The 14002-nt window shown below is 31.1% G+C and carries 9 protein-coding genes; 7 read left to right on the top strand and 2 right to left on the bottom strand.

Features of this window, described 5'->3' with window-relative positions; translation table 11 throughout:
* Positions 1-195 precede the first annotated feature (195 nt).
* The 3 genes from CLCHR_RS08085 (at position 196) to CLCHR_RS08075 (ending at position 3078) form a co-directional block, all read left to right on the top strand.
* Positions 196-930, top strand: a complete 735-nt coding sequence (locus CLCHR_RS08085) for a DUF3298 and DUF4163 domain-containing protein (protein WP_079439196.1) — start codon at positions 196-198, stop codon at positions 928-930.
* A gap of 31 nt (positions 931-961) precedes the next feature.
* A complete protein-coding gene (locus tag CLCHR_RS08080; RefSeq protein ID WP_169896778.1) occupies positions 962-2338 on the top strand; it encodes an aldehyde dehydrogenase in 1377 nt (458 codons plus the stop codon).
* A 101-nt stretch (positions 2339-2439) separates the two neighbouring features.
* On the top strand, positions 2440-3078 hold the full coding sequence (locus CLCHR_RS08075) for an oxygen-binding di-iron domain-containing protein (protein WP_079439194.1): 639 nt from the start codon (positions 2440-2442) through the stop codon (positions 3076-3078).
* Positions 3079-3326: 248 nt separating this feature from the next.
* On the opposite strand, the gene hydE is transcribed toward CLCHR_RS08075, so the two are convergent.
* Positions 3327-4373, bottom strand: coding sequence for a [FeFe] hydrogenase H-cluster radical SAM maturase HydE (gene hydE / locus CLCHR_RS08070; protein WP_079439193.1), 1047 nt, complete (start codon positions 4371-4373; stop codon positions 3327-3329).
* A gap of 223 nt (positions 4374-4596) precedes the next feature.
* Here hydE and adhE point away from each other — a divergent pair, with 223 nt between their 5' ends.
* Positions 4597-7191, top strand: coding sequence for a bifunctional acetaldehyde-CoA/alcohol dehydrogenase (gene adhE, locus CLCHR_RS08065; protein WP_079439192.1), 2595 nt, complete (start codon positions 4597-4599; stop codon positions 7189-7191).
* 97 nt (positions 7192-7288) lie between these two features.
* On the opposite strand, the gene CLCHR_RS08060 is transcribed toward adhE, so the two are convergent.
* Positions 7289-9952, bottom strand: coding sequence for a cation-translocating P-type ATPase (locus tag CLCHR_RS08060; protein ID WP_079439191.1), 2664 nt, complete (start codon positions 9950-9952; stop codon positions 7289-7291).
* Positions 9953-10408: 456 nt separating this feature from the next.
* Between CLCHR_RS08060 and CLCHR_RS08055 the strand changes: the two genes are divergently transcribed.
* The 3 genes from CLCHR_RS08055 (at position 10409) to CLCHR_RS08045 (ending at position 13944) form a co-directional block, all read left to right on the top strand.
* Positions 10409-12118 carry a methyl-accepting chemotaxis protein gene (locus CLCHR_RS08055; RefSeq protein WP_079439190.1) on the top strand — a complete coding sequence of 570 codons (1710 nt, stop codon included), beginning with the start codon at positions 10409-10411 and terminating at the stop codon, positions 12116-12118.
* A gap of 231 nt (positions 12119-12349) precedes the next feature.
* Entirely contained in the window at positions 12350-13189 is an 840-nt protein-coding gene (locus CLCHR_RS08050) for a patatin-like phospholipase family protein (RefSeq protein ID WP_079439189.1), read from the top strand.
* A 56-nt stretch (positions 13190-13245) separates the two neighbouring features.
* Positions 13246-13944, top strand: coding sequence for a FadR/GntR family transcriptional regulator (locus tag CLCHR_RS08045; protein WP_207652309.1), 699 nt, complete (start codon positions 13246-13248; stop codon positions 13942-13944).
* Positions 13945-14002: the final 58 nt, after the last annotated feature.

Genomic DNA, 14002 nt, shown 5'->3' with positions numbered 1-14002 from the left:
ATCTTAGAGTATGTAGTTAGAATAAGATTATTAAAAGAGTAGCATAATATAAAAATAGTACAACTTATTAACATTATCCACAATCGGTTGTGGATAACATGTTATAAAAATGTTAATATACATAATTTTACATGTTTGTTTTGTGGATATATAACGAATAAAGTCGCAAATGGTATAAATAAAGGAGGTGCTGATATGGGCACTATAGCTAATATATTAGGAATAATAATGATAGGCTCAATGTTATTTACAACTTATCCACAGCAAATGTGTATAAGTAATAAAATACAAATTCAAAGACAAATTAAACTTGGGGAAAAGTCTGTAAATAAGAATCTAGATTACTTAAAAGAAGATTTAAAGATACCGCAGTTTTCTGATGGATATGATGAAAAAAAGGTAGGGACGATAAATGATAAAATAAATAGTGATATTCTGCCTAAAGTAGAGGAAGCTGAAAAGACATCAAAAGAATATTTTGATGATATAAAGAAAGAAAGGCCGAGATTTCCTTATGAAATTTATTCAAGGTATAAAGTAGTTGAAGATAATAAGTTATTTGTTAGTTTATATAATGATTATTATGAGTTCTTAGGTGGGGCTCATGGAATGACAACCAAGACATCATATACAGTTGATAAAGAAAAAGAAGGTTTAGTAACATTAAAAGAATTATTTAGTAAAGGGTATAATTATACTGGTATAATTAATAAAGAAATAAAAGAACAGATAAACAAGAATCCCGAAAACTATTTTGATTCAGGGGCTGAATTTAAAGGTATTAGCGAAAATCAGAATTTCTATATAGAGGATGATAATCTTGTAATTTATTATCAACTATATGAGTTGGCACCATATGTATTTGGATTCCCTGAATTCAAAATTCCATTAAACTTATTTGGTAAGGATTTTGTTTATTATAAGGGCTAGGTTTATAAATAGCCGAATTTTCAAGGGAGTAATTATGGGAGTTAAGGAATTAATAAATAAACAAATAGAGTTTTTTCAAAGAGGGGAACAATTAGATATAAATTTTAGAAGAGATATTTTAATAAAGCTTAAGAAGATAATTAAAGATAATGAACAGTATATAATAGATGCATTAAAAAAAGATTTGCATAAATCAGATTTTGAAAGTTACCTTACCGAAATTTCTATGGTATATGAAGAGATAAACACGCATTTAAAAAGTATAAGAAAGTGGAGTAAGAGAAGAAGCATTAAAAGTTCTATAATGTTTTTTCCAAGTAAAACTTATATTGAAAAACAGCCTTATGGTACAGTTTTAATTATAGGTCCATTTAACTATCCTTTTCAATTAGTTATACTGCCACTTGTTGGGGCTATTTCAGCAGGAAATACTGTAATTATTAAACCTTCTGAGAGCGCTGTTAATACATCGCATTTAATAGAAAGAATTATTAATGATAATTTTAATGAAGAATATATTAAAGTAGTAGGGGCAGATAAAGGAAAAGAGTGCGTTGAAGAGTTATTGGAACAAGAATTTGACTATATTTTTTTTACTGGAAGTATAAGAGTTGGGAAAATAATAATGGAAAAGGCAGCGAAACGATTAATTCCAGTAACGCTGGAACTTGGAGGAAAGAGTCCTTGTATAATTGATAAAGGGGCTAATTTAAAGATGGCAGCAAAAAGGATTGTTTGGGGAAAATTATTAAATGCAGGTCAAACCTGTGTTGCTCCAGATTACTTATTTGTTCACAACGAAGTTAAGGAAAAGTTATTGGATCTAATAGTGGAAGAAATTAAATTTCAATATGGCCACAATATTAGAGAGTGCGATGATTTTCCTAGAATAATAAATAAACGAGAATTAGAGAGATTATCCCAATACTTGAATGAAGGAAATATATATTATGGTGGAAATTATGATGAAAAGTCACTATTTTTTGAGCCAACTATTTTAACTGATTTAGATGAAAAGGCAAAAGTATTGGAAGAAGAAATATTTGGACCAATTCTACCTGTTATGACTTTTGATAATTTAAAGGAAGTAATACAGTATGTAAATAATAAAAGCAAGCCTCTAGCTTTATATTATTTTTCGGAAGATGAAAATAACATAAAACGGATTATAAAAGAGACTTCATCAGGAGGCGTTACAATAAATGATACTATTTTGCATGTAGGAACACCTAATCTTCCTTTTGGGGGAGTAGGTACTAGCGGCATGGGAGCGTACCATGGAAAACATAGTTTTGATACATTTACTCATGAGAAAAGCATAGTGAGGAGAGGAACATATATGGAGTTTCCGTTTAGATTCGCTCCATTTAAGAATAAGATTAACCTTTTAAGAAGGATTATTAAGTAAGAATTGTATAGATTACATGCTTGACGTTAAACTATCTAAGTCATATAATCAGTATCAACATTAAAAAACTTAATAAATATTAGATTTACAGGAGATAAGATATGACAGCTATTTATAATGATTTACATCAATTTAGTAATTATGTTCAACCAATTAACTTAACATTTCATCAATATCTTTTATCAGCTGATGATCCTTTGCTAGTACACACAGGGAATATACATCAAGCAGAAGCTTTGATACCACAATTAAAAGAAGCGCTTAATGGAAAGGAACTAAAATATATCTTCATTTCACACTTTGAAGGAGACGAATGCGGTGGTTTGAGGATAATTCTGGAACATTTTCCACAGGCAAAACCAATTTGTTCAGAAGTAACAGCACGTCAGCTAAGCGGTTTTGGGATAACAGATGAGTTTATTATCAAAAGAGATGGAGAAAGATTGACGACTAATGAATATGAATTAGAGTTTATTAATTATCCTTCCGAAATGCACTTATGGGGAGGATTATTAATCCTAGAAAACAAACGTAACATATTTTTCAGCAGTGATTTAATGTTTAATTTAGGTGAAGCATCAGGCACAGTTGCAGAATCCAATTGGGATGACGAAGTAAATAACATTAGCCATGAACAAGTGCCTGATTCAAATAAAAGAGCTGAATTACAACAAAACCTTTTAAAGCTAAATCCTAAATTCATAGCTACAGGTCACGGCCAATGCATAAAACTTTTATAGAGGCTATAGTAGAATATTAAGATATATGTTCTTACCAGAAAGGGAGAGGCATCTTTTGCGCAGTGTTGCATTGAGAATATGACTGTTGGTATTTCTTCAGCAAAAGTTGTTCCATTTTTGCTTGTCCTGAGCGTTGGCTCAGGAGCAAGCAGGAATGGGCACAACTTTTACTGATAGAAATCCACAGACATATTCTCTAGCAATCGAGCAACAGATGCCTCTCCCTTTCGGTTGATTATTCCGTAAATCTAGTTTTCGTGTGGGTTGGTATTTTGGTTACCTCTAAAGCCGTAACCATCTGAGATTATTCTACCTATTCCAGTTACTTTACCTGTGATACATCCTCTGCAGTGTGCAGGAGTATCACCTGTACATATTTTACCAGGATACAGTGCATAAAGCTTTCTATATTCACCTTCAGTAACATTAGGCATTACAACATTAGCGCCACTTTGAAGTGCAACTATTCTTCCGTTTGGAGCTAAGGATTCCATTGCAGTTGTTGCAGGAATATTTATATCAGGAAGCATTAATCTAGTTAAAGCCATAACCTTTAATGCTAAAGTAAGTGTCCCGCCTTGAGCATCTTTTAAAGGAGTATCTTCATTTGGTATAAATGGACCTATTCCTATCATATCTGCATTGATTTCTTTAAAGAAAAGAATATCATTAGCAATGGAGTCTAAAGTTTGATTTGGCAAACCGATAAGTATACCACTTCCAACTTCATATCCTAATTCTCTTAAGTTGTTTAAGCAATTTAATCTTTCTTCAAAGCTCATATTAGGATCCATATCTTCATAGAGTTTTTTATCAGTAGTTTCAATACGTATTAAGTACCTATCAGCCCCAGCATCCTTAAATGCTTTATATTCATCATAGGTTTTTTCACCTAAACTTAAGGTTAAAGCGACACCTAGTTTTTTTATTTCCTTTACTATGTTTACCATTCTTTCTTTAGTAAAATAATCATCTTCACCACCTTGTAGTACAAGAGTTTTATAACCATAGCTGATAGCCTTTTTAGCGAAGTCTATTATTTCTTCCTGAGTCAATCTATATCTCTCAAGATTTTTATTATCTTTTCTTAATCCGCAATAAAGACAATTTCTTTTGCAGATATTTGTAAATTCGATCAATCCTCTTAAGTGAACATAATCACCTAAATATTTTTGACGGACTTCATCGGCAGCCTTAAAAAGTTCTTCATTTATATCATCATTTTGTAATAATTCTAGTATTTCTTCTTTATTCAAGTCGTGGGTAATTTTAGCCTTTTCAATAATTTTGTTCATAGTTCCTCCTAAGTTAAAAGAAATTAATAGATAACTGCTATTAGTATACTATAGAATCTAACAACATAACAATACAGTTGTTTGTGTAAAATATTACATATGCTCAAGTGATTAAATTTTAATTTTAGCACAAACCATGCATAAGTTTATTTGGAATAAAGAAAACTGATTAATAGTAATAAACAACATTTACGATAAAAATAAAAAAATTTGGAGGTAAGAAATGAGAGTTACAAATACAGAAGAACTAACAAAAAGAATAGAGCAAATAAGAGAAGCTCAAAGAGAATTCGCAAAGTTCTCTCAAGAAGATGTAGATGAAATATTTAGACAGGCAGCTATGGCGGCTAATGATGCAAGAATTACTCTTGCTAAAATGGCAGTAGAAGAAAGCGGCATGGGTATAGTAGAAGATAAGGTAATAAAAAATCACTTTGCAGCAGAGTACATATATAATCAATATAAAGATACAAAAACTTGTGGTGTTATTGAGAGAGACGAAATGTTTGGAATAACTCATATAGCTGAACCTATAGGAGTAATTGCTGCAATCGTACCAACAACAAATCCTACATCAACAGCCATATTTAAAACTTTGATTGCTTTGAAGACGCGAAACGGAATAATTATAAGTCCACATCCAAGAGCAAAAAATTCAACAATAGCATCAGCAAAAATAGTTCTAGAAGCAGCAGAAAGAGCTGGGGCCCCAAAGGGAATAATTGGATGGATAGATGAGCCATCAATAGAATTATCCAGAAATGTAATGGCAGAATCTGATATTATATTAGCTACAGGTGGCCCAGGAATGGTTAGAGCAGCATATTCATCAGGAAAACCGGCTATTGGAGTTGGTGCAGGAAATACTCCAGCAATAATTGATGATACAGCTCATATAAAAATGGCTGTAAACTCAATTTTGCTTTCTAAAACTTTTGATAATGGAGTAGTTTGCGCATCAGAACAGAGCATAATAGCAATGGAATCAGTATATGGTGAAGTTAGAAAAGAATTAGATGAAAGAGGTGCGTATATCCTTGAGGGAGAAGAAATCGATAAGGTTAGAAGCATAATATTAGATTCAAAGGGATCATTAAATTCAGAAATTGTTGGTCAATCAGCTTACAAGATAGCAAAAATGGCTGGGGTAGAGGTATCCGAAGCTGTTAAAGTGTTAATCGGAGAGGTTGAATCACCTGAATTAGAAGAACCATTTTCACATGAAAAATTATCGCCAATATTAGGAATGTACAAAGCTAAAACTTTCGATGATGCCTTAAGATTAGCTTCAAGAATGATAGAATTAGGTGGATTTGGGCATACATCAATACTTTATACAAATCAAGTAGAGTCAGTTGAGAGAATAGAGAAGTTCGGAGTAGCTATGAAGACTGCTAGAACTTTAATAAATATGCCTGCATCTCAAGGTGCAATTGGGGATATATATAACTTTAAATTAGCACCATCATTAACTCTTGGCTGTGGATCTTGGGGAGGAAATTCAATATCAGAAAATGTAGGTCCTAAGCACTTAATTAATGTTAAGAGAATTGCCGAGAGGAGAGAAAATATGCTTTGGTTTAGAGTTCCGGATAAAATTTACTTTAAATTTGGATGTCTTCCGGTCGCTTTAGAAGAATTGAATGCAATGAAGAAGAAAAGAGCATTTATAGTAACAGATAGAGTATTATTTGACCTAGGGTATACTCATAAAATTACAGATATTCTAAGTAAAAATCATATTGAATATAAAATATTTTCAGATGTAGAGCCTGATCCAACATTAAAAGCTGCTAAATTAGGAGCAGATGCTATGAGAGAATTTAATCCAGATGTTATTATAGCCATAGGTGGAGGATCACCTATGGATGCTGCAAAAATTATGTGGGTAATGTATGAACACCCAGATGTTAGATTCGAAGATTTGGCTATGAGATTTATGGATATTAGAAAGAGAGTATATGAATTCCCACCAATGGGAGAAAAGGCGATTTTAGTTGCAATACCAACCTCAGCAGGAACAGGTTCAGAGGTAACTCCATTTGCAGTTATAACTGATGAGCAAACAGGAGTTAAGTATCCACTTGCAGATTATGCATTAACTCCTAATATGGCTATAATAGATGCAGAACTTATGATGAGCATGCCTAAAGGGTTAACTGCTGCATCAGGAATAGATGCTTTAGTTCATGCAATTGAAGCGTACGTTTCAGTGCTAGCATCTGAATACACAAATGGATTAGCATTAGAGGCTATTAGGTTAACCTTTAAATACTTACCTGATGCATATAACGGCGGTACTACAAATGTCAAGGCTAGAGAAAAGATGGCTCATGCGTCTTCTGTGGCGGGTATGGCTTTTGCAAATGCATTCTTAGGAATATGCCACTCAATGGCTCATAAGTTAGGCGCTTTCCACCATGTTCCACATGGAATTGCAAATGCATTACTAATAGATGAGGTAATTAGATTTAATGCAACAGATGCACCTAGAAAGCAAGCAGCTTTCCCACAATATAAGTATCCAAATGCAGGATGGAGATATGCTAGAATAGCTGATTATTTAAATCTAGGAGGGAATACAGAAGAAGAAAAAGTTGAACTATTAATTAGAGCAATAGATAACTTAAAAGCAAAAGTTGGAATTCCTAAGAGTATAAAAGAATTTGGTGTTTCCGAAGAGAAATTCTATGCATCAATGGATGAAATGGTTGAGCAAGCTTTTGATGATCAATGCACAGGTGCAAATCCAAGGTATCCTTTAATGAGTGAAATCAGGGAAATGTATATAAAATCATATAGCGGTGGCAATAAATAAAAACGAGAAATAAGAATAATAAGGGCTATATCAAAATAATTAAATAATTTTGATATAGCCCTTTTACTTGATCTGATTATATAAATTTAAGAGTATTTTATGCAGCTCTCATATTTGAGGTGCTAGTGTCTTTTTTCTTGATTTTTTCCTTATTTCCTTCAATAAAATCTCTAATAACCTTAACAGTCTGTATTATTAAAGTTGGAATGAAAGCAAATAAGTGAACTAACATTAATTCATTAGTAGTAAGTGGAGTTATTTCAAATAATCCTTGAAGTGATGGTATAAGTAAAACCGCATTTACAAGTACAACACCTGATATAAAGGCAATCCAACTGAATTTATTATTGAAAACTCCAAGAGCAAAAATTGATTTTTTACCTCGGCAGTTAAATCCGTGGAATAATCTAGCTAAACATAAAGTACTAAATGCCATTGTCATAGCAAGTCCATGATTTCCTGTAGCTAAACCAATGTGATAAGAGATCATAGTAAATATTCCAATAAGCAAGCCCTGACTGAAGATATCTATGATAAAATCTTTAGTTAAAATAGATTCTTTAGCATCTCTAGGTTTATCTTTTAAAACATCTTTTTTAGATTTTTCCATACCAATTGCAATAGCAGGTAAACTATCTGTTAATAAGTTTATGAATAATAAGTGTACAGCAGCAAATGGAACAGGAAGCGCAAATATTGATGAATATAGTACTGCAAGAATTCCAGAAGTATTACCTGAAAGTAGGAATTTAATTGAATTCTTTATATTAGCATAAATATTTCTTCCGTTAGTAACTGATTTAACAATAGTAGCAAAGTTATCGTCTGTTAAAATCATAGAAGCAGCATCTTTTGAAACTTCAGTACCTGTTATACCCATTGCAATACCAATATCAGCTTGTTTTAATGCAGGAGCATCATTAACACCATCTCCAGTCATTGCAACTATCTTACCTTTATTTTGCCATGCTTTTACTATTCTTATTTTATGTTCAGGAGATACTCTAGCATAAACTGAAATGTGTTCTAATTTTGAATTAAGTTCATCATCAGACATTTTATCAAGTTCTAATCCTTCTACTGCTGAGTCACCTTCTTGTAATATTCCAATTTCTTTAGCAATAGCAGAAGCCGTAATCTTGTGGTCTCCAGTGATCATAATTGGTTTAATGGAAGCTTTAATACAATCACTAACAGCTGCTTTAGATTCTTCTCTAGGTGGATCAATCATTGAAATTAAGCCTAAGAAAGTGTAATTATACTCGTCATCTAAATTAAGGTCTTTATTTTCGTCAAGTTCTCTATAAGCAAAAGCTAAAACTCTTAATCCTTGAGATGACAGTTCTGTATTAACATTATTTATATTTATTTTATCATTGTTGGTGAAGTTTATTACTCCATTTGAAGTTTTTATTGAAGTCACTCTATTAAGTAATACATCAAGAGCACCTTTAGTAACCATTATATTTTTTCCATCAATCTCATGGAGCGTACTCATAAGTTTTCTATCAGAATCGAAAGGAATTTCTTTAAGCCTTGGGTAAATGCCTCTACATTCAATTTCATTTAAAGAGTATTTATGTCCTAAGTTTACTAAGGCAACTTCTGTTGGATCACCTATCTCAGCACCATCTATAGAAGTAGAATCATTACATAGTATAGAGCTAGTTAAAAGGAAATTTGAATCAAAATCTTTAAGATTTATTTTATTACTATCAATTAACTTATTGTCTACAAAAATCTTTTTTACAGTCATCTTATTTTGTGTTAATGTACCAGTTTTATCTGAACAAATAACTGATACGCAGCCAAGACCCTCAACAGCTTTTAGCTTTTTAATAATAGCATTTTCTTTAGCCATTGATTGTGTACCTATAGCAAGAACAATCGTAACTATAGAACTAAGAGCTTCAGGAATAGCGGCAACAGCAAGAGCAACTGCAAACATTAATGAATCCAATAGATCAATACCTCTATACATACTTAATCCAAATACAATAACGCAAATCCCAATTATTCCAAAGGCTAACTTCTTAGAAAATTCATCTAGGGAAACTTGAAGAGGGGTGCTTTTTTCCTGGGTTTCTTCCATTAGAGTAGCTATCTTACCAAGCTCAGAGTTCATCCCAGTATTAGTTACAAGAACGGTAGCTCTTCCATAAGTAACTAGTGAACTAGAGAAAACCATATTTTTTTGATCACCTAGAGCAACTTCTTCTTTATTAATAACTTCAGAAAACTTGTCCACACTTTCTGATTCACCAGTTAATGAACTTTCATTAACCTTAAGAGAGAAGTTCTCTAAAATTCTACCATCAGCAACAACTAAATCTCCAGCCTCCAATATTATAATATCTCCTGGAACAACATCTTTAGATGGAATCTCGACTTTAACTCCATTTCTAATGACTTTAGCACTAGGTGCAGATAGTGCCTTTAAACTATCTAGGGATTGTTCAGCTTTAACATATTGAACAGTACCTAAAATAGAATTCATGATTATAACAGCTAGGATTACAAAAGTACTTTCCATATTTCCGGTCATAGCTGAAATAATAGCGGCAGCAATTAATATAATTACCAATAAGTCCTTAAATTGTTCTAGAAATACAGATAAAATACTTTTTTTCTTTTTTTCATTTAAAATGTTTTCTCCTATAGTGTTTAGTATTTCACTAGCTTTTTCAGTCGTCAGTCCCTCTAAGGTCACATCAAAGGTTTTTAGAGATTCTTCCACAGTTTTAGAAAAATATTTTTCCATCATGACATCTTCCTTTCAAATAAAAAATTTAATTAGTAAGTATTAAGTAGTTAAAGTCTATAAAAAACAACAAAAAGACTTTTAATATAACTTCAAAAATTGAAATCATATTAAAAGTCTCGTTACCAGCTAGGGTATATAACACCAGACTAACGATATAGTCGCGATTGTTGATGTTATATTTATAACTACTCCCTTTTAATATATAGGATTTAAACTTATTATAATACATTATAAGGTATTTGTCAATACAGTAAGTGGTAATAAGTACTTTTTAGTGATGGGTTTTAAATTAATTTCTATTTATACATCAAAATTAGTAATAAATTTAATAATTAATAAATATTGTAATCGTATTAATTAACTAGTATAATTATATTGCACACGTTAACAAATGTGATGTTTTGTTGCCTTAAGTTATATTATTTAATTCATGTTATAAGGGGGACGTTGAAAGTGAAACTAACGAAAATGAAAAATATAAAAATCGTGCAAAGTATAATAGTCATAGTAATTTTATCTTTGCTATCGACAATAACTATTGGCGTTTTAGGTTACATAAATACATCTAAAATGTATGATGCAAATTTAGAAATGTATGACAATGTTATTCCAAAACTCAGTGATTGGGGTGATGTTAATGGTAGTATGGGAGTGCTAAGAAACACATTAACGAAAATAATAGACAGGCCATTTGATGAAGTGAACGAAAGAACTATGCTAGAATTAAATCAAAATATAACTGAAATTGTAAATAGGCAGGTTACAGGATCAGAAGGTAATGCAGAAGAGCATGAATTAGTTATTAAGTTTAAACAGGAATATGAACAGTATTATTCATATATACCTAATATTATTGAGCAAAGAAAGCAAAATTTGATTCCAGATAAAAAGATTACAAATGATGCTATGGGAGTGTATGGAAATCAGATTGCAAAAGATAACAAAGCATTGGTTCAACTTCAGAAAGATAAAGCTACAAATGAGATCAATAAGTCTATGAGTGTATATAAGAAAAACATATTTATGTTTACAAGCATATTAGGAATATCTATTTTGATTTTAGCTATTATGTCAGCATGGATAATATTTATGATTAGGAATTCAATTAAAGAATTTGTACATAAAGTATCGATTTTATCAGAAGGTAATTTAACTGTAGAGTTCAATACTAAATCTGAAAATGAATTTGGAGTAATGCAGAATGCATTAAATAAAACTATAAAATCTATTGCAGGAATTATTTCTACTGTAAAAGAAGATACGAAACTTATTAATAATAAATCGCTAGAACTATCCAGAGTTTCAGAAAAAATGAAGATCTATATAGAAGAGGTTTCAAGTTCGATTCATGATGTGGCAAAAGGGTCAAGTGACCAATCTGATAAACTAATGTCAATAAATAATAGTTTAAGTTCCTTTTGTGATAAGTTAGAAGTTATAGCAAAATCTGTAGAGAAAGTAGATAGAAACACTAGCAATATCAGTAATGAAGCTAATAAGAGTGATGTTAAGTTAAGAAATATAGGGATCTCAATGAATGAAATCGCAGAGTCTTATAACGAATCAAAAAGGAGAGTTAATCAATTAAGCGTTAGTGTAAATAAAATAACAGAAATAACTAATATGATTAATGAAATAGCAGATGAAACCAATTTATTAGCGCTAAATGCCGCTATTGAGGCAGCTAGAGCAGGGGAGGCAGGAAAAGGATTTTCTATTGTTGCAGATGAGATTAGAAAGTTAGCAGAACAGTCTAAAAATTCATCAGAAGATATCAATGAGCTACTAAATGTTATAAGCTCAGAAACTAGACTAGTTGAGGAAACTACTACTACTGCTAACCATAAATTAGAAGAACAGATTCATACAATAGACTCAACCATAGTTTCATTTAAAGAAATAGTACAATCAATAGATGATATAGTACCACAAGTTCATGAAATAAATAATTCAATAATTGATATTAATAATAGAAAAAATGATATTATAGAAAACCTAGAGTTGTCATCAGCAGTATCAGAAGAAAATTCAGCTGCATCTCAGGAAATTTCGGAATCAGCTCATGAAATGGGAGATTCTGCGCACAAGGTTTCTAAATCTGCAGAGGAACTAAAAAATATAATGCAGCAAATTGCAGAACAAATTGAGAAATTTGTTGTTTAAGTAGAAAGACATAAGTATGTATCAAAATTAATTTATTTCGGGAACTCTTATAATATTAGGATTATAAGAGTTCTTATTTTTGTTATAGATATTAAAAATTATGATTTATATTCCTTATAAAAATTCTTTCGTTATAAACAACTAGAAATGCCATTCATGTAATTTTCTATGTGATTAAAATTATTATTTAAGTTATAATATATAATAGTATTTATATAATGGAGGATTTTTATGACAGGACTTGTGCTTGAAGGCGGAGCTTTCAGAGGATTATTTACAGCAGGTGTTTTAGATGCACTTTTAGATATAAAGGCAGAAATAAAATATATAGTAGGTGTATCTGCAGGAGCTACTAATGCCTATTCATATGTTTCTAGGCAAAGAGGAAGAAATTTAGAGATAATGGAACGGTTCATGGATAATAAGAGGTACATTAGTTATGGGAATTTAATTAAATGTAGATCAATTATGGATTTAGATTTTGTCTTTGATGAGATTCCAAATCAACATTGTATTTTTGACTATAAAACTTTTTATGAGTTTGATGGAAAAATGTTAGCTGGAGCATTTAATATTGAAACAGGAGAAAATGAGTATTTTGATAAAGATTTATTAGATAAAAGAAGTTCAATTCTTAGGGCAAGTATAGCGATTCCACTAATGTTTCCGTTTGAAAAAATTAACGGACAGTATTACGCAGATGGAGGGCTTTCTGAACCTATACCCATTAATAAATCCATATCTGACGGAAACGATAAGCACATAATTGTTTTAACGAGAAACGAAGGATATAGAAAGAAACAATCAAAAGCCAATGAATTAACGTATAGAATCTATAGAAATAGATACCCAAAGTTGGCCAAAGTGCTTAGAGAAAGGCATATTAAATATAATGAGCAATTAGATTTCTGTAAGAAACTAGAAGATAGCGGAAAGGCGATTATAATAAGACCAAGTATAAGTATGGAAATAAATAGATTCGAGAGAAATAAGGTTAGATTAAAGGAAATATATCAAAATGGATATAATTTAATTATGAAAGATAAAGAAAGAATTATTAATTATGTGTAGAAAATAATTAAATTCAATATAAAATAAATACAATAAGATAAATGAAGGAGATTAATATATTTATGTCTACTAAAACTCCAAAGGTATATGATCAGGTTATAGAACAAATTAAGAATAAGATAAAAAATGGTGAACTAAAAAAGGGAGATAGGTTGCCATCCGAGAGAGAAATGTCAGAATCCCTTGGCGTGTCTCGTGCATCTGTAAGAGAAGCTTTAAGAGCACTAGAAGTGATAGGACTTGTAGAGAGCAGGCAAGGAGCAGGTAATTACATAAGAACTAATTTTGATAATTCATTATTTGAACCTCTTTCGGTTATGTTTATGTTACAAGAAAGTTCTATTGAAGAGATGCATGATTTAAGGGAAACCTTAGAACTTCAGTGTGCTAGGCTATCAGCTAAAAATATAGAAAATAATGAGCTTGAACTTTTAACAGCAATATTAGATAGGATGTATATGGCAGAGAATGAAGAGGAAAGTCTAGAACTTGATATTAAATTCCATTATTTAATTGCAAAAACTTCAAGAAATGTATTGCTTATAAATGTACTTGAGGTTATATCTCAGCTCATGGATGAATTTATTAAGAAATCTAGAATGCAGATTTTACACAGGGGAAATACTAGGGAAAATCTATTGGAAATTCATGAGAATTTAGTAAGAGCTCTAAAGTGTAGAGATGAAGCTAAAGCTTATAGAGCAATGGAAGAACATTTTGGCTTAATCAGAAAAGCTTATGGATATGAAAAATAAAATATATGGATAAACCAGATAAGTAAAAGATGATAATTATGTGACTCATCTTTTACTT

The sequence above is a fragment of the Clostridium chromiireducens genome (assembly GCF_002029255.1).
Classification (GTDB): Bacteria; Bacillota; Clostridia; order Clostridiales; family Clostridiaceae; genus Clostridium; species Clostridium chromiireducens.
This window is presented reverse-complemented; position numbering and strand designations above follow the sequence as displayed.